The following is a 17,787-nucleotide window of genomic DNA, read 5'->3' as shown; positions in this document are numbered from 1 at the left end:
GCGGAGGAGTGTCACTCGGTCGGAGATCGGGGCAGCACGACGGGTGTCATCGAACGGCCCGGTGCGCCTCCGGACGGCGTCAGCGGGAAGACCTCGACGGTGCTGCGTCGAACACGTCGTGCGCCAGGCTCAACTCAACGGGCCTCGGGCTGTGACGTCAGGAAGGGTGGCTCCACCACCGGATGAGCACCGGGATATGGGGTGAGCACCTCGCAACCCTCGCGCGTCACCAGGATGGTGTGCTCGAACTGCGCGGAGAGGCTTCCGTCCTCCGTCACCACCGTCCAGCCGTCCGCGAGCATTCGAATCTCGGGACGGCCCAGGTTCACCATCGGTTCGATGGTGAGCACCATGCCGGAGCGCAGGGTGATGCCCGTCCCCCGCGAGCCGAAATGCGGAACATGGGGCGGCGCGTGCATGGAGCGTCCGATACCGTGTCCTCCGAACTCCCGCACGATGCTGCACCCTTCCTTCTCCGCCAGCTCCTGGATGGCCGCGCCGATGTCGCCCATCCGAGCACCGTGACGCACGACGGAGACACCGACGTCACGACATCGACGTGCCACGTCCACCACATGCCGAGCGTCGGCGGAAACGTCACCGATGCAGAACGTGGCCGACGTGTCTCCGTGGTAGCCGTTCAGGCAGGTGGTGACGTCGACGTTGATGATGTCACCGGGGGCCAGCCGTTCGTCCGGGCGTGGGACGCCGTGACAGACGACGTGATTGCGGCTGGTGCATACCGTCGCGGGGAAGCCGTGGTAGCCCAGCTGGCTGGGTGTGCCGCCTCGGCGGGCCGTGTCCTCGCGCACCCACTGGTTGATGTCCTCCGTGGAGATGCCCGGCGTCAGCTTCCCCGCGACCCAGGCGAGCGTGCCTGCCGCCGCCTCGCCCGCACGACGCAGACGCTCCACCTCGGTGCCCTTGAACAATGGTGTTCCCATGGGGAGCCAAGGTGTCCCTGGGGGGCGTCAGCGTCCAATGCTGTTTCGGTATCGCGCTCGAGGGCGGGGGTGCAGGACAGGGGCGCTCGCGGTAATCTGGGGCCGTGAGCATCACCCACCTCCAGTCCTTCGTCGCGGTGGCCGAGGAACGCCACGTGGGCCGCGCCGCGCGCCGGCTCCACCTCACCCAACCGCCACTGAGCCGCCACATCCTCGCGCTCGAGGACGAGCTCGGCACGCGCCTCTTCGAGCGCACTCGACAGGGCATGCGCTTGCTGCCAGCCGGAGAGGTCTTCCTGCACCACGCGCGACGCATCCTCGCGGAGGTGGACACCGCGGTGCTCACCGTGCGCGGCCTCTCACCTCGTGACGCGGGCGGGTGAGGCTCGGCGCATACGGCCCCTGGGCTTCTGTTCCCCACCAAGAAGCGTGAGCAGCGGACCCGTGCAATCCAGCACGCTGGACTGAATTTCCTGTTTCCTGGACTGGACTTAGCCCACCTCGCTGGATGAGCCGTGGTGAGGAAATTGCTCCTCCCGGCCGACCAACGCGCGGAGCGGCTTGCCAACAAACCAGTTGTGCAACTAGCTTGTTGTGCAACTGGCCTGTTGTGCATGGGCCATCCGCAGAGGGAGGGCGTGGTGCCAGCCTCCGAAGCATGGATCACCGAAGCGCGCCGCCGCCTTGTCGACGACCACTTCCCCTGGGACGAGGTGAGCGGGCGCCCAGAGGCGTGGGAGGAGCGCCTTCCCGAGGTCTATCGCTGGCTGGAGAACCACACCTCTCTCTACCGGCTTATCGCCACGGGCTTGCTCGCGCGAATCGAGCCGATTCTCGAACAGCTCCAAGCGGAGGTTCTCGAAGTCGAGCGAGACCGACTCTTTGTGAAGGTGGACGCGAGCCACATCACCAAGGCGCCTGAGAGCATCCTCGAGAAGATGGCGCGGCGATGGCCAGGACCCGAGCAGACACCGCCCGTCAGCTTTCACAACATCGATCAACTCAACGACCTGGGCCGGTTTCGCATCGTCGCCAACTTCCTCGGAGACGTGGACGACATCACCCGGCACCTCTCCGAGCCCTACGACGCAACGAAGGCTTCGCAACTCACCCCGGCCCAACGGCTCCTTCGGGAGGAGTTCAGCCTTCACGACAACCGTTTCGAGGACCTCATCCTCATCCCGCCCAATCAGCGCACGAGCGGGGAGCGTTGCCGCAAGGGCCGGTTCAGCCCGAGGCAACCTGAGCTGCGCGGACACCAGGTAGAGGTGCAGATCGTCACACTGCTCCAGGAGGCGTGGGACAAGAAGGACCACTGCCTCATCTACGAACGCGTCCGTCGCGGCGAACAGGTCCCGCTCATACATCGAATCACCTGCACCGACCTGAGCGCCCAGCTCTTCGTGGCGGACTCCCAGTTCGAACAGATTCGACGTGAGGGGCTTCCCCTTCGAAAGAAGCCCGCGAGCACCTCCGAACCCCAGGAGAGTCAACGTGCGCCTGCGTAACGAATCCCTGGCGACCGGCAGTCTGCTGGTCCTCCCGCCATCGGGAGCCACACCCAGAACCCACAGCCTGCTGTTGCTGGTCGAGGGCGCCGCTGACATCCGCGCACTCAGAGATATCGAAGTGGCGTGCGCGCCCATCGTGGGGCGCGAGTTGAAGTGGCATACCGTGGCGAATCAGAGAGACCTCGCGACCATCTCGCCGCGGCCAGACCCCTCCCGGATTACTCGCGTGGAGGTCGCTGAACTTCGAGGGCTCTCTGTAGAGGTGCTTCGCCAGTTGCTCGCACCTGCACTCCTGTTGCTCCAGCAAGGGCAGCCATGCTTTCCGAGCGCGACCCGCACGGAGGGTAGCGTGGTTCACGGCGTGGACTTCCTGGGCCGTGACTCCGAGCTCACGACGCTCCGAGAGTTCGTCATGTCGGGTCAGCATGTCCTCCTGGCGGCACCACGCAGGTCTGGCAAGACGTCCCTCCTGCGCCGGTTCGCGCAGCAGAACACCTCCGAGCTGAACACCGTCTTCGTGGACGTGGAGTCGTTCCAATCCGCCGAAGCCTTCACCACCGAGCTGGTTGCCCGAAGCAGGGGTCAGGTTTTCACAACGGAGACGCTGAAGCAGGTCCGTGTGCGTGGATGGAAAGCTGCCCTGCGTGAGGCCATTCACACGCTCGCCTCGGGCTCCAGACCCTTGGTGCTCATCCTCGATGAACTTGTCTTCTTCATCGACAATCTCCGGCGCACACCCGAAGACCTCCTCGCCGTGCTCTCCACATTGGATGGCGCCCTCTCGGAAACCGGGGCCCGACTGGTGGTCGCGGGCTCAATGCCCCTGGAGCAACTCAGTGGCGACCTGAACCTGGGGCGCCTGCCCGGTGCGTTCGGCGCACTGCGACGCTACGCCCTTCCGCCGCTCGCTCATGACCGGCTCGACCTCGACTTGAGACGCGTCCTGCTGGGCACGGGGCTTGTCGCCGAAAAGGGCGACATGGAATGGCTTCTGCGCCACGTCGATCTGTCGATGCCCTACCCCGCCCTGCGATTCGTGGCGCATCTGGCGTCATCCGCCTATGAGCGGCCCTTGAGTATCGCGACACTCGAAACGGAACTCGAAGCCTTCCTTTCTCGAACGGGTGCCTTCACGGAGCTTCTCGGTCAACTCCGGCAAGAGGCACAAACGAGCCTCTCCACCGCACAGGATATCGAGAGCATCCTTGACCGGCTGTCGCGGCTGGACTCCGCCATGGACGCCGCGGACGTTCGGGGCTTGCTCGGAGGGTCCGAGGAGGCGCAAGCACAGCGCTTCGCATGGCTGATGGAGCACTTCCCACTCACGCTCGACGGTCATCGAGTCCGCATCGCCTCCCGACTCTTCCAGCAGTTCTGGCGCATTCACCGGGGTCTCACACCATGAGCGGCACCATCTCCCTCTACAACCCACGTTCCACGCCTCCGAAGCAGCTTGAGGCGATGCTGGTGGGACGGGATGCGCTGTTAAAGGAACTGCTCGACAACCTCCGCGAGCAGTCGCGTTCGCGCACCCGCCAACACTGGCTCCTTCGCGGACCGAGAGGCATGGGGAAGACCCACCTCACCGGGGTCCTCCACCATCGAGTCCGCGGGGACGCGCAGCTCTCGGAGAGCTATCTGCCGCTCTGGCTGGGGGAGGCTGATGTCTACGAGGTCTACTCTCCAGCGACGCTCTTGGAGCGCATCGCGGAGCGACTGGTCGAAGCTGTCCCCGAGGCGAAGCTCGCCATGACCTTACGGACCTTGGAAGGAGTCGGTGACGAGGAGAGTTTCTTCCAGGAGCTCGCCAGTCATCTCGGCGAGGAGGCCGAGCGACAGGGCAAGACGCTGCTGGTGATGATGGAGAATCTGGACGCGCTCCTGGAGAGCTTTGCTCCTAAGGAACGCGAAGTTCAGGTTCGCCAGCTCCGCTCCCTGCTTCTCCACGCCCCTCACTTCCTGTTCATCAGCACCACGCCCACCCGCTACATGGTGGAGCTGACCGACCCGAAGAAACCCCTCTACAACCAGTTCAAGGAGCGGGACTTGCGCCCCCTGAGCGTGGAAGAGGTCGGCGTCGTCTTCTCGAAGCTGGTCGAACTGACGGGACGAAAGGGGTTGGAGGTCGTCCTCGGCGACGAACAGGATGGAGTCCTCCGTCGCAAGGTGATTCATCAGCTCACGGGTGGCTTGCCGCGCTCGGTGGTCATGGCCTTCGAGGTGATGCGGGACAAGACTGGCATCAAGGCCCTGGTGGAAGACCTGCGTCGATTGCTGGACGCACAGACGGCCTACTTCGAAGCCCGACTTTCCCGGCTCGCGCCTCGTGAGCGCTCCATCGTGACCACGATGGCCCTGGCGTCCAGCAACCTCACCCTCAAGGAGATCGCGACCCGGAGCCGGCTCCCCGAGCGGACGCTCTCCACGCTGATGGCCCGACTCGTCCAGGATGGGCACGTCGAGTACACCTCGGGCTCTGGTGGAAAAGGGTCGGTCTATGGCTTGAGCGAAGGGCTCTTCCGGCTGTGGTACCAGTACCGGAAGGGACGGCTGCTGTTGGAGCCCCTGGTCCGGTTGCTCGCCTATCTGTTCAACCCCAGCGAACTCCAGGACACCATCGCGATACTCCAGCGGCACGTCGAGGAGAGTCGGCCCGAATCCCAGGACTCGGCTCACCTGGCGCTGCGGCAGGCGGAGGAGGCCCTGCGACTCGCGACGTCGGAGGAAGGGCGGCTCGACCGGGAGCGACTGTGGAAGGAGTGTCAGGAAGAGGCCACAGCCACTCGGGAGCATCGCCAGATCATTGAACGCCTGACTGCGTTCATCTTCAAATACAAACACAACAAATCGACCCTCCCAAAAGAACTTCCCCCGATCATCGAGGAGACCTTCGAGGCCATCCAGCGACTACCAATCCCACTCGCTTCGGACTGTATAGACCTGCTCGACATCAGCCTGTTCTTGCTTTCACGAAGCAACCCTACCCTGGGGCTACCGCAACAACACCGCCTCGTGACATTTCTAGAACATCAGAAAACCTCACTCCGCAACGCCAGTCCCTTCACTCACCTCTCGCTGGCCTTCATTTACTCCGAAACCAACCAAACAAAAGAGGCCATGCGCCACGCCAATGCGGCGCTTCGTCACGAGGAAAGGTGCAAACCGAATCCACGACAACTCCCTCTTGAGATGGCGCGCTGGACTCGGGCCGTGCTGTTCGTAAAACTTGGCCGCATCCCTGAGGCCATCCGAGACCTCACGAGCTTCACGGAAAGCGCCCTCGCGTCTCGCCAGATTCCAACCACCTTCGGCATACAGGCCGCTCATGAACTTGCAAGACTCCACCAGGGAATTGAGAACTGGGAGCAGGCCAAGCAGGCCCTTCAAGGCGTGCTCAAGCTTTCTGCCAACGTCGCCCTCAAAGAACGAGACGTTGCCCTCCAAAGTAGCGCCAGGCTCCGCCTCATTATCTCCAACATGGCTCTTCGAGAGATTTCGCCGGAGTCAGCCTGCGCAGCCATTGAGCAGTGGAGTACTGACTACCCGGACCACCGCCTCAACGGTGTCGCGCGAGAATTCTCGGCCGCCCTGACCCCTATCTTGAGAGTGCTCACTGAGGTAGACCCGTACCGGGATGCAAAGGCGTTCCTAAGCAACCCCACCAGCTTCTACAGGTACCTGAAGCCCGAGCAACTGCACCACCTTTTCGGAGAGTTCGAGAAGGCTCTTCCGCCTGAGGAAGCGGCCCCTCTGCACATTCACGCGTTGGTCGTCGAGGCACTCGACGCGGCCATACACAACACGCCGGGAGCAAGGGCCCGTCTGAATCGCGCACTCGGACGGCTCCCGACGGAACTGCGACAGGTGGTTCGTGAGCGCATCACTCAGCAGCAGTCGCCCGCCCCCTCTCCTCCCACGAAAACCAGGCGGAACTCCACGTAGTCCGCTCCGACGCATTCCCACGTCTCTGAGTTCGACCGCGAACACGGAGACCCCATCTCGCTGTCATCCGCCGGGGGATCGCGCCTGACTGGGCGCGCTCGATTCGGCACCTCACTGCGTTTTTCGTCTCGCTTGACGTAGGGGCTCATCCGCTTGCTGGGAATCACTCTACTGCTCGCAACAGTCTCCCTGGCAGATGCCGGACTTCCTGGCGACGAAGCGCCAGCAGTCGACCTGCCTGTCCACTTGGCGGTCAGCCCTGGTGCGCCCAGTGGCGAATCCCCTCCTTCCACAGTCTCTGAGCCGCCTACTGCTCCCATCGCCGATGCGTCCACCGCGCATGAGGTTCCATCAAGCACGACGCTGCCCACAACGACGCCGGAGACAAGCGCATCCTCGCGAACCGTCGTCACGGGCACGCGCCTTCCACGTCCCGTGCGAGATGTGCCCGCCACCACCGTGGTGCTGCCTCGCGAGGAAATAGACCGCAGTCCCTCGCTGACGCAGGACACCCTCGTCCGCTCCCTGCCCTCGGTCGCCACCTTCCGCCGCACGCCGAGCCTCGTCTCCGACCCGACCGCCCAGGGCCTCAACCTGCGCGGTCTCGCTCCGTCCGGTGTCGCGCGCACGCTCGTCCTCCTCGACGGCGTCCCCGTCAATGACCCGCTCGGGGGCTGGGTCTTCTGGCGCTCGCTCCCGCGCCTTGGACTGGACCGCATCGAGGTCGTCCCCGGTGGCGGCTCCGCCCTCTATGGCAGCTCCGCGCTCGGCGGCGTCGTGCAGCTCATCTCCCGCCCCATCACCGGCCCGGCGCTCGACGCGGACCTCTCCGCCGGCAACCGCGACACGGGCCTCCTCGCCGCGCGCGGTGCACACCGCTGGGGCCCCATCGCCGCCGCTGTCGAAACCGAGCTGCTCACCAGCAGCGGCTATCGCATCGTCACCCCGGGCCAACGCGGCGTCATCGACAGCGACACGCCCAGCAACCATGTCGTCCTCAACGGCCGCGTCGAAGCTCAACCTTCCGATGCGCTGACGCTGTCCGCTCGCGCCAACCTCTTCCGTGAGAACCAGAACGGAGGCACCCGCTTCACCACCGCTCGCGTGGAGCTGGCGCACTTCGGCGCGGGCGCGCGATTTCAAACCGACACACTGGGCACCTTCTCCCTGGACCTCTACGGCCGTGCCCTTCGCTTTGAACAGAACCGCGCACGCGTCGCCCAGGACCGCGCCGCTGAGTCGCTCGCCGCGTCCCAGGACGTGCCTGCTGATGACCAGAGTGCCTCACTCGTGTGGACCGCGCCGAGCTGGACGGCGGGTGGCACCCATCAGCTCTCCGCGGGCCTCGACGCTCGGCGGCTGGCGGGCACATCCCGCGAGCAGCTCTTCCCACCCACGCAAACTCCCGACACCGTTCTCACCCGTGAAGCCGGCGGCACGCAGTGGACAGGTGGCGTGTTCCTCCAAGACCTCTACGCCATCACTTCCGCATTGGAGCTGTCGGCCGCGCTCCGCTTCGACGTCTGGCGCAACACGCAAGGGCTCCAACGTGTCGAGCGAGCCAGCGGCGCGGTGGACACCACTCCTTTCGACGACCGCACCGAGCACCAGCTCAGTCCACGCCTGGGCGTGCGCCTGCGTCCCTGGGACGCCGTCACGCTGCGTGCCTCCGGGTATCGAGCCTTCCGCGCACCGACGCTCAACGAGCTCTATCGCCCCTTCCAGGTCGGCACCGTGTTCACCGCCGCGAACGCGAACCTCGGCGCGGAGCGCCTGTGGGGCGCGGAGGCTGGCGTGGAAGTCGAGCCCCTGCGCACCCTCACCGCCCGCGTCACCGGCTTCTGGAATGTGCTCGAGGACCCCATCACCAACGTCACCCTCCCCGACGGCACGGGCCGCGAGCGGCAGAACCTGGGTCGCGCCCGCGTGCGCGGCGTGGAGGCCAGCATCGACTGGCGACTGTCACGCCAGTGGACGACGCTCCTCGGATACACCTTCGTGGACCCCACCGTGACGGATGCGCCCGGCCAGCCGGCGCTCGTGGGCCGACAGCTCGCGCAGGACCCCAGGCATCGAGCCGCCGCCAGCCTCACCTTCGAGGACCCGTCCCTCGTCACCGCCACCGTGCAGCTCCGAGTCACCGGGCCTCAATACGAGGATGACCTCAATGAGCGCGGCATGGGTGGCGCGCTCGTCGTGGATGCGGCCGTCAGCCGGCGGCTCTTCTGGAAGGTGGACCTCTTCGCCGCGGTGGAGAACCTCTTCGACCGCGAATACCTCGCGGGCCGCGCGGGCGTGGACACGTTGGGCCCGCCCCTGCTCGCGCGCGTGGGCCTGCGACTTCGTGACGCGCCCTGAGCCTCCGAGGCGGTCACACGGCATCCCCGGCAGCACCGTCACACCCATCCAGTAGGGTGGACCTCTCCGCCGCCAGGAAGAATGGTGGCACTCATTCAGCACAGAGGTGGTCGTTGACGACGAAGCAGTCCCGCCAGAAGACCTCGAAAGCGAAGGGCAAGAAATCCTCGGCGCCACGGAGACAACAGTCGACGTTAGCGGGGTCCAGAGCGCCCGACGTCGGTTCCCTGCTCGAGCGCGTGGTGGCGATTCTCGAGAAGTCCCGCGCGCAGGTCCTTCGCTCCATCAACAGCATGATGGTGCTGGCGTACTGGCAGATTGGGCGAGAACTCGTCGAGTTCCATCAAGGCGGCGCACACCGAGCAGGCTATGGCGACCAGCTCCTCGAAGCCCTCTCCGCCCGCCTTCAAGAGCGAGTAGGTCGGGGCTATTCCACGACGAATCTCCGCTACTTCAGGACGTTCTATCTCGCGTACGCAGACCGCTCCCCTGAGATTCGCCACATCGAAAGTGGCGAATCTTCAAGGGCGTCCTCGGACGCATCAACTGGCCCCGAGCGTGAGGTCCGCCACAAGGAACGAGGTGTGCTCCAGGACCTCGCGCGAGCACTCGGGCACCAGGGCGTTCTCGAGGGTTTCTCGCCGATGCTCGGCTGGTCACATTATCGGTTGCTCATGAAGCTCGAGCACGAGGCCGAACGGCGCTTCTACGAAATCGAGGCCGAGCGCGGCTCCTGGCCCGTCGAGCACCTCGAACGACAGATTCACACACCTCTTCGCGCGCCTGCTCAAGAGCCGCGACAAGCACGGCGTCATGGACCTCGCGACCCGGGGACAGGTCCTCGAGAGACCAGCCGACGCCATCAAGCACCCCTTCGTCCTCGACTTCCTCGACCTTCCCGAGAGCGAGCTGCTGCGCGAGAGCGACCTGGAGCGCGCGATTCTCGGCAAGCTCTCGCACTTTCTCCTCGAGCTCGGCAGGGGCTTCGCCTTCGTGGCGAGACAGAAGCGATTGTCCTTCGAGGACGAACACTTCTACGTCGATCTCGTTTTCTACAACGTCATCCTGAAGTGCTACCTGCTCATCGACCTCAAGCTTGGCAAGCTCGCGCACCAGGACGTGGGCCAGATGGACAGCTATGTGCGGCTGTTCGATGCGCAGGGGCGAACAGAAGGCGATGGCCCCACGATTGGGCTCATCCTCTGCGCGCAGAAGAACGAAGCGGTGGCCCGCTACTCCATCCTCCACGAGCATGAACAACTGTTCGCCGCCAAGTACGTGACCTATCTGCCGAGCGTCGAAGAACTGGAGCGAGAGCTGGCCCGCGACAAACGCCTGCTCGAAGCGCGCGCCCCGGGCATTCGCACGCCGAAGGGGCAACACCCGCGGCGACCTCGCAAGCGAGCTGGCGGAGGACGAGCGACGCGGTAATGCTCACGGACACTGGCGCGAATAGCCGATACGCCGGAGCATTCGCATCGGCTCCTGGGCTTCGACCAGTTCCGTGTACATCACATGCGCGCGGCCCTGTGCATCCACCTCCAGGGCCCAGTCGAAGAAGGGGGAATCGAGGAGGCTGGACTCCAGGTCGATGACCGTCTTCGGCGCCCAATCCCCCCGCGCGTCATTCCGGTACTCCAACCGCTTCCCGAGATTGCGCAGCACGTGAATCACCCCCGAGGCGGAGAACCGCAGCTCACCAGAAGACGACTCGAAGGGAAGGATGCTCGTCGACCACTCGCCTGGAGCACTCCGGCTGCTCAGCGACAAGACGCCCGCCTTCGCCCAAAGGATGTGTGGCACCCCCGCTGGGGACACCGCGATGACCGGATTCGCACCCGCCGCGGCCACCTGCTCCCTCACCCACGTCCCCGAGGCGTTCGTCGCGTAGAAGATGCCAGCGCGTCCAAGCACGGCGTCGTACTCATACGTCACATGGGCTTTGCCCTGGCCATCCGCGCGCAGCGACACGCGCGTGGAGAGCGACCCAAGCTCGATGCCCGTATCGATGACAGACAAATCACCAATACGCCCCTGCACATGGTTGAGCCGGTGCTTCACCGCATCCACCAGGCTGATGGCATGCAGCCTTCCCTGCGCATCCAGGTCATAGGCCCGCACCAGTCCACTCATCAGCCGAGCGTGCTCCCAGCGTCCCCCTGTGTGATGGAGGAAATCGGTGGGGACCACCTGCGCCAGGTCATCGGACCGCGGGCTGATGGCCAGGTGGACCTCACCCGCCGCATCCACGCGGATGCCACCCAACCACCACTGCCCTCCCGCGAAACCCGTCTCGGCGAAGACGCGCCAGGGCTTCGTCGTCACCACTCGCAGGACCGCGTCGGTGTACTCGACGAAGTACGCCTCGCCGTCCGCATCCAGCCCGAACTGCGGATACCCCCTGTCTGCTCCCAGCGGCAGCACCGTGCGCGACTGCCAGCCGTCCTCGCAGTCGCTCCACGCCGTCATCCGCGCATCCACACCGCCATCTCCCAGCGGCCGGACGGGGACATTCGGCCCAGCGTCAGTCCCCGCGTCCTCGGAAAGCGGAATCCCACCATCCGTCCCACCGTCTGGCCCCGCGTCCGGCGAACCCGACTCCCCTCCATCCGGCCCCTCCTTCCCACCGAGTTCCTCCCCTCCGTCCGGTGAATCGCTCCCCGAGTCAGGGGGAGGCTCCACCATGGGCACCAGCGAGATGGGCTCACACGCACACACCAACGCCACCGCGGCGAGCAGGACGAGGCGCAGGAAGGGAAGGACCAGACAGTCCACGTCAGGGCTCTGGGGTGTGCGGGGACAGCCGGTGAAACAGACCCGGCCGAAGGCATACGAAATGAGCGGAATTCTCGGGCAATTTCGCCCGGAAATTCAGCTCACTCCACCGAACGCAAGGACCGCACGGGGCGCACCGGGCCGTTGAACCAGCGGCTCAGCTCCACCAGGTCGTCCATCCGCCGCGCGTCCGGCAGGCTGGCCAGGAAGACCTGCCCATACGCCTTGGTGAGGATGCGCCGGTCCAACATCGCGACGATGCCCTTGTCGGACTGGGTGCGAATCAGGCGCCCGAAGCCCTGACGCAGCGCCAGCGCCGCCTGGGGGAGCTGGTACTGCTCGAAGGGCTCCTCGCCCCGCGTCTGGAGCTGCTTGATTCGCGCGGCCACCAGCGGGTCACCCGGCGAGGCGAACGGGAGCCGGTCGATGATGACCAGGCTCAGCGCATCCCCCGGCACGTCCACGCCCTCCCAGAAGCTGTGCGCCGCGAAGAGCACGCTCGGCGTGTCGCGGAACGCCTCCAGCAACTGCGCCTTGGGCCGCTCCCCCTGGAGCAGCGCCTGATACGGCAGCCGCCCCGCCGCCAGCTCGTACGCGCGCACCATGTTGCGCAGCGACGTGAAGAGCACGAAGGCACGGCCCCCCGTCACCTGGCAGAGCTGGACGATTTCCTCCGCGGCCGCCTCGATGAAGCCAGGGGCGCTCGGGTCCGGCAGGTGCGTGGGCAGATACAGCGCGGCCTGGCGCGGGTAGTCGAACGGGCTGGGCACCGCCAGCGTGCGCACGCGCGTCACCGTCTGGCCATCCTCGCCATACAGCCCCATGCGCCGGGCGAAGAAGTCGAAGCGGCTCTCCGCCGCCAGCGTGGCGGACGTGTACACCACCGTGTCGAGCGCGCCATACATCCGCTCGCGCAGCTCCTTCGCGACGTCGATGGGACTGGCGCGCAGGAACAGCCCCTTGCCGCGCTGCTCCGCCCAGTACACGTGGTCCGACGACTCGGCCTTCTCCAGGAAGGAGAGCTGCTCCTCCAGTTCGTCCGCGCGGCGCGTAATCGCGGCCAGCTCCGGTTCGCGCTCGCCCGCACTGAAGGCGGACAACGCGGCCAGGCCCTCGCGCACACCGCCCAGCGCGCTGGACAACTTGCCCATCGCCTCCGGCTGAATCGAGACGGAGGCCTCGTGGCCCGACAACCCCAGCGCCCGGGGGGCCTGCGCGAAGAAGGCGTCCGCGCCGGTGCGCAGCCGCGCCGCCAGCGCGCGCAGCATCGCGTGCCGCGAGTCGTCTTCCTTCAACGACGCCACCGCGTCGCGCGCCAGCTCTTCCATCCGGTAGTTGGAGACCCCCACGCCGAAGTGGCCGCTCGCCGCGTCCTCCAGCGCATGCGCCTCGTCGAAGACGACGGCCTCGTAGTACGGCAGCACGCCCTCGGTGCGCTTGCCGGAGCTGCGCAGCGACAGGTCCGCGAAGAAGAGGTGGTGGTTGACCACCAGCAGGTCCGCGCTCTCCGCGCGCTTGCGCATGCGCGTGACGAAGCACGGCTCGTACAGCGGGCAGCGCGTGCCCACGCACGTCTCGGACGTGGTGGACAGCCGAGCCCACGCGCTGAACGACTCAGGCAGGTCCAGCTCGCTGCGGTCCCCGGTCTGCGTGTCCTCCGCCCACGCCTTGAGCTTGGGCCAGTACCGCGCCTCGTCGCGAGAGCCGAACTGCGGCTCCTTGGCGAAGGCCCCGTAGCGATGCAGGCACAGGTAGTTGTTGCGACCCTTGAGGTAGGCGGCCTCGAAGGTGAGCCCCATCTTCTCGCGCAGGAGCGGCAGGTCCTTGAAGAAGATCTGGTCCTGCAGCGTCTTCGTCGCCGTGGACACCACGACGCGGCGGCCCGACAACAGCGCGGGCACCAGGTAGGCGAGCGTCTTGCCCGTGCCCGTGCCCGCCTCCGCCAAGAGGTAGCTGCGCTCCGCGAAGGCCCGCTCCACGGCGCGCGCCATCTGGAGCTGCTCCGGCCGGTGCTCGTACGCGGGCAGGGCCACCTGGAGCGCGCCCCCCGGACCGAGCAGGCTGTCGACGGTGAGTGACGGAGAGACGGGAAGCGTCATCGGGAGTGGCGAGCCTCGCGGGAGCGGCCCGACACGATAGCAGCCAGCCGCGCCCCAGGCCCGTTTCCATCCACCATCCATGCCCCGCGCCCGCATGGCCGGCCGCCCCGCGGGGGAGTCGCCGCCCGCCGCGTCAGGGCAGGTCGCTGAAGAAGAGCAGCCGCACGCGCTGGATGATGAACGTGAAGAGCACCAGCACCACCAGCGAGAGCGCCGCGATGGCCGCCGCTCGCAGCCGCCGCTTGCCTGGCGACACCTCCGAGGACTCCACCTCCGTGGGCACCACCAGGGTGGCCCGCCGCACCACTTCCTCCCGCGCCCGGTGCGCCACGGCGTCGTCCGGCGCCCGCGCCAGCCGCACCCGGTACAGGCGGCCCGCCGAGGCCAGCTCCCCGCGACCCATGGCCAGGGTCAGCAGCCTGTCGTGCGCCTCCCACTCCTCCCAGTGCTCCGCCAGCGAGCGCCACGCCCCCATCAGGTCGTCCGAGGGCTTGTGCTCCTCCGCCATGAAGTTGGCGTACACCAGCCCGCACTGCGCGCAGGATGTGTCCACCTCCCGCCGCGGCGACACGCACTTGGGACAGTGTCCCGGCGGAGGCGTGAAGAGCGCCTCGTCGTCCAGCGTCACCGGCACCGCCGAGCCCCGCACCACCCGCAGGGCCGGCGTGCTGGCGCGCGCGGGCAGCGGCGGCACCGACGCCGTCGCGTCCTCCACCGAGGACTGCGTCGAGCCGGAGCCCTCGCCCGACAGCGCCGGGGACACCGAGAGCGGCAGCGACGCACGCGCGCGGCTCTCCGCGCCACACCGCTGGCACGACACCACCAGCCCGCCCCCCTCCATCCGGAAGGACTCCAGGGGGATGAGCCGCTCACAGGCTTCACACTGGAACTTCATGACACCACCTGACGCAGCGGCACGGGCATCGCGCAGCCGATGAGGGCCAAGAGGCACAGCGCGCAGATGAGCTTGCGCGTGGGACTGAGGGGCTCCAGCGGCGCCACGACGTCAGGGTGCCCGAAACCCACCACCTTGCTCGTCACCAGGAGCCACAGGCCCCAGGACGCGGTGACGAAGAGCGTGAGGAACAAGAGCAGCGCGGCCATGGCCCGCCCGACCCAGTGCGCGTGACGGCCCAGCAGCGCGAAGGCCAGGTGCCCGCCGTCCAGCTGTCCCATGGGCATCAGGTTGAGCAGCGTGACGAGCAGGCCGAACCAGCCCGCGATGACCACCGGATGTACCAGCACGTCCTTTCCCTCCGGCAAGGGCCCCAGCGCCAACCACGTCAGCCCCCGCATCAGCAGGCTGTCACCAAACAGGGTCTGCACGCCATGAAACGTCTCTTCCGGCGCGGCGGGCGCGTGCGTCAGCTTCGCCATCACCCAGGTGAACAAGTCCTTGCCGTACGCCCACAGCGACATCTCGCCGGGGAACTGCGAGGGCACGTGGGGCGCGTCCACCACCGTGGAGTGCGCAAGCCCCCAGTAGAGGATGGGCAGCGCCACCACCAGGCCCGCCAGCGGTCCCGCCGCGCCAATATCCACCAGCGCGTTGCGGTGCGGGATTCGGTCCCGGATGCGGATGACGGCGCCCAGCGTGCCCACGCCCAGCACGGGCAACGGGATGAAGTACGGCAGCGACGTGTCCACGCGGTGGATGCGCGCGAGCACGTAGTGGCCCATCTCGTGAGTGCCCAGGATGGCCAGCAGCGACAGGCTGAACGACAGCGCGCGCATCGCCGCTTCCCTGGAGACCTCGTCCGGCGAGTACGGCCGCTGGAAGTGGAAGTACAGCAGGTACGAGGTGAAGGTCGTCACCACCGTCAGCAGCAGCAGCAGCAGGTGAATCCAGTACCGGGGCGCGGGACGTGCGGCGGGGACGATGTCCATTCGGAAGCCTCGGGGTTTGGGGCTAGCAAGGCGAGATGTGCATTGCAACGCGAGCGCGCTCACCCAACGGGCGTACAGTGTGTCCGGACGGACCTTGACATGGAGTCGACATCTGGTACGTACCCCGGCGCTTGAGGTCCCATTCAAACGGACGAGCGCTCCCTCCACGGGGGTGCTCGACCACCGTCCAAGCAACACTCAACGAGGGGAAAACCATGAAGAAGCTCATCCTGTCCGCCGTTGCCGCGTCCAGCCTCATCGGCTGCACCAGCGTCGAGAGCGCTGTTGTCTCCGGCACCGAAATCGCGGCGAACGGTGAGGCCGTGGCCGTCATCCAGACCAACGCGCTGGGCCTGACCGCCATCTTCCACATCATCGACATCGTCCAGAGCGACCTGGACACCGTGGTGAACAAGCTCCTGATCGCCGAGGCGAAGGCGATGGGCGCGTCCAAGGTCGACCTGAAGTCGGCGTCCACCACCCCCCGTCACGGCATCTACGCCCTGTTCGGCACCATCATCGGCATCACCTCCTCCACGGCCACCGGCGTGGCGGTGAAGTAGTCAGGCCGCCGGCCCTCACGGCGGCACCTTTCGGGAGGCCCCCTGGCGACAGGCGGGCCTCCTTGCTTTTCAGCCCCCCTCCTGCCTCACTTTCTCATTCCATGCGCCTGCGCCTCTTCGTGCCCTGTGTCCTCCTCGCCCTCGCGGGCTGCCCACGAAAGACGGACGACACCGCGGCGCTGGCCGCACAGGTGAAACAGCGGCTGGCGGAGCGGGACACCAAGCTCGGCGGGTATCACATCGCCGGCACGGTGAAGGACGAGGGCCAGGACGAGGTGCCCTTCTCGTTCGACTACCGCGCGCCTCAGCGCATGCGCGGCACGCTGGGCACGCCCGCCACGCGCATCTTCTCGTGGGACGGCACCCACCTCTTCGAGCAGTTGGACGGCGAGAAGCGCTTCACCACGTTCAAGTCGGAGCTGCCTCCCGCGAAGCTCGCGGGCTTCCTCACGGAGACCTTCGGCGTCTTCACGCCCGAGGGCTTCCGCGCGCCGCTCGTGTCCCACGGCGCCACCCTGCGCCGCGTGAAACATCCCCGCGCGCCAGAAGCCGTGGAGCTGGCGGTGACGCTGGGGGGCGAGGCCCAGGGCCTGGAGCTGGTGTACGTGCTGCGCTGGCCGGGGCTCGACTTCCTGGACAAGCGCTCGCGCGCGCCGGACGGCACGCAGGCGGAGGTCCGCATGGAGGAGGAGCACTGCGACGCGGCCCTGGCACTGTGCGTCCCCCGGCGCCTCACCCGGTGGCTGGGGGGGCGGAAGGTCGGGGAGACGGTACTCTCGCGTGTGGAGCTGAACAGCCCGCCGCCCAATGACACCTTCACCCTCACGGCACCAGAGGGCTACGATGTGAAGACACGAACACTGGTGGAGGCGACCCCAGAGAACCCGCCCACGGGCGGTTGACCGCCACCTGGGGCGTCCCCACTTTGGCCCGGGAGGCGCGCGATGGTGGAGAACGTCATCTTCGACGTCGATGGAACGCTGGTGGACTCGGTGGACGAGCACGCCGAGGCGTGGCGACGTGCGTTCCTGCACTTCGGCAGGGATGTCCCGTTCGCCCATGTGCGCAGTCAGATTGGCAAGGGAGCCGACCAGCTCATCCCCGTCTTCTTCAACGACGACGAGCTGGAGCGCTTCGGCAAGGAGCTGGAGGAGTACCGCTCCGCGCTGTTCCTGCGGGAGTTCCTGCCCAAGGTGAGGCCCCTGCCTCGCGTGAGGGAGCTGTTCCAGCGGCTGCGTCAGCACGGCCGACGCCTGGCCCTGGCCTCCAGCGCGAAGGACGAGGAGCTCCAGTACTACGTGCGGCTGTGCGGCATCGAAGGCCTGTACGAGACCCAGGCGAGCAAGGACGAGGTGGACAAGAGCAAGCCTCACCCGGACATCTTCGAGAGCGCGCTCGCCAGGCTGGGCCGCCCCGCGCCGGACGTCACGGTGGTGGTGGGCGACACGCCCTATGACGCGCTCGCCGCCGGCAAGCTGGGCCTGTCCACCGTGGGCGTGCTGGCCGGAGGCTTCTCTCCGGAGGACCTGCGTTCCGCGGGCTGCCGCATCCTGGTGAAGGACCCCTCGGAGCTGCTGCGGCTGGCCGAGGACTCCTCGGTCGACTGGCCGTGGAATGGACCCGGCGCCACGCCGCCGGCCTCCAAGGACGAAGAGCCTCGCTGAAGCAGCGCGTTCGCGCCCCACCTCGAGCACACCGAGGATGGGGC

General features: G+C 66.9%; 14 protein-coding genes and 1 pseudogene. 10 read left to right on the top strand and 5 right to left on the bottom strand.

Translation table 11 applies throughout. The features are described from left to right. Window positions 1-134: 134 nt before the first annotated feature. Window positions 135-944: a type I methionyl aminopeptidase gene (gene map, locus HUA75_RS14725; RefSeq protein WP_174486750.1), complete on the bottom strand. Its 810-nt coding sequence runs from the start codon at window positions 942-944 to the stop codon at window positions 135-137. A gap of 104 nt (window positions 945-1,048) precedes the next feature. On the opposite strand from map, the gene HUA75_RS14720 reads away from it, so the two are divergent. The 7 genes and pseudogenes from HUA75_RS14720 (at window position 1,049) to HUA75_RS46195 (ending at window position 10,186) form a co-directional block, all read left to right on the top strand. Then, entirely contained in the window at window positions 1,049-1,327 is a 279-nt protein-coding gene (locus HUA75_RS14720) for a LysR family transcriptional regulator (protein ID WP_141646277.1), read from the top strand. Between the two features lie 258 nt (window positions 1,328-1,585). Then, the gene (locus HUA75_RS47520) at window positions 1,586-2,452 is read left to right on the top strand and encodes a hypothetical protein (protein ID WP_371746113.1); all 867 of its coding nucleotides are present in this window, start codon (window positions 1,586-1,588) and stop codon (window positions 2,450-2,452) included. Next, window positions 2,439-3,860 (top strand): ATP-binding protein, encoded by a 1,422-nt coding sequence (locus HUA75_RS14710; protein WP_174486748.1) that lies wholly within the window; start codon window positions 2,439-2,441, stop codon window positions 3,858-3,860. The genes HUA75_RS47520 and HUA75_RS14710 overlap by 14 nt, the downstream gene beginning before the upstream one ends. Continuing rightward, window positions 3,857-6,397, top strand: coding sequence for an AAA family ATPase (locus HUA75_RS14705; RefSeq protein ID WP_174486747.1), 2,541 nt, complete (start codon window positions 3,857-3,859; stop codon window positions 6,395-6,397). Before HUA75_RS14710 ends, HUA75_RS14705 begins: the two co-directional genes overlap by 4 nt. A 435-nt stretch (window positions 6,398-6,832) precedes the next feature. Further along, entirely contained in the window at window positions 6,833-8,755 is a 1,923-nt protein-coding gene (locus HUA75_RS14700; protein ID WP_371746112.1) for a TonB-dependent receptor, read from the top strand. A 293-nt stretch (window positions 8,756-9,048) separates the two neighbouring features. After that, a pseudogene (locus HUA75_RS47915) lies at window positions 9,049-9,465 on the top strand (DUF1016 N-terminal domain-containing protein); the annotation flags it as partial. Between the two features lie 103 nt (window positions 9,466-9,568). Then, complete coding sequence (locus HUA75_RS46195) at window positions 9,569-10,186, top strand: PDDEXK nuclease domain-containing protein (RefSeq protein ID WP_217446074.1); 618 nt, start codon at window positions 9,569-9,571, stop codon at window positions 10,184-10,186. A gap of 3 nt (window positions 10,187-10,189) precedes the next feature. On the opposite strand, the gene HUA75_RS14690 is transcribed toward HUA75_RS46195, so the two are convergent. The 4 genes from HUA75_RS14690 to HUA75_RS14675 all read right to left on the bottom strand — a co-directional run bounded on the left by HUA75_RS14690 (window position 10,190) and on the right by HUA75_RS14675 (window position 15,516). After that, complete coding sequence (locus HUA75_RS14690; RefSeq protein WP_174486746.1) at window positions 10,190-11,530, bottom strand: hypothetical protein; 1,341 nt, start codon at window positions 11,528-11,530, stop codon at window positions 10,190-10,192. A gap of 101 nt (window positions 11,531-11,631) precedes the next feature. After that, window positions 11,632-13,629, bottom strand: a complete 1,998-nt coding sequence (locus tag HUA75_RS14685) for an ATP-dependent DNA helicase (RefSeq protein ID WP_141646281.1) — start codon at window positions 13,627-13,629, stop codon at window positions 11,632-11,634. Window positions 13,630-13,762: 133 nt separating this feature from the next. Next, window positions 13,763-14,524, bottom strand: a complete 762-nt coding sequence (locus HUA75_RS14680; protein ID WP_141646282.1) for a hypothetical protein — start codon at window positions 14,522-14,524, stop codon at window positions 13,763-13,765. Beyond that, window positions 14,521-15,516, bottom strand: a complete 996-nt coding sequence (locus HUA75_RS14675; RefSeq protein WP_141646283.1) for a site-2 protease family protein — start codon at window positions 15,514-15,516, stop codon at window positions 14,521-14,523. Before HUA75_RS14675 ends, HUA75_RS14680 begins: the two co-directional genes overlap by 4 nt. Window positions 15,517-15,731: 215 nt before the next feature. Here HUA75_RS14675 and HUA75_RS14670 point away from each other — a divergent pair, with 215 nt between their 5' ends. The 3 genes from HUA75_RS14670 to HUA75_RS14660 all read left to right on the top strand — a co-directional run bounded on the left by HUA75_RS14670 (window position 15,732) and on the right by HUA75_RS14660 (window position 17,743). Next, complete coding sequence (locus HUA75_RS14670; RefSeq protein WP_141646284.1) at window positions 15,732-16,079, top strand: hypothetical protein; 348 nt, start codon at window positions 15,732-15,734, stop codon at window positions 16,077-16,079. A gap of 101 nt (window positions 16,080-16,180) precedes the next feature. After that, window positions 16,181-16,981 carry a hypothetical protein gene (locus tag HUA75_RS14665; RefSeq protein WP_141646285.1) on the top strand — a complete coding sequence of 267 codons (801 nt, stop codon included), beginning with the start codon at window positions 16,181-16,183 and terminating at the stop codon, window positions 16,979-16,981. Between the two features lie 42 nt (window positions 16,982-17,023). Then, window positions 17,024-17,743 carry an HAD family hydrolase gene (locus HUA75_RS14660; protein ID WP_174454102.1) on the top strand — a complete coding sequence of 240 codons (720 nt, stop codon included), beginning with the start codon at window positions 17,024-17,026 and terminating at the stop codon, window positions 17,741-17,743. Window positions 17,744-17,787: the final 44 nt, after the last annotated feature.

It is taken from the genome of Myxococcus sp. CA040A (assembly GCF_013336725.1).
In the GTDB taxonomy this organism is placed as follows: domain Bacteria; phylum Myxococcota; class Myxococcia; order Myxococcales; family Myxococcaceae; genus Myxococcus; species Myxococcus llanfairpwllgwyngyllgogerychwyrndrobwllllantysiliogogogochensis.
This window is presented reverse-complemented; position numbering and strand designations above follow the sequence as displayed.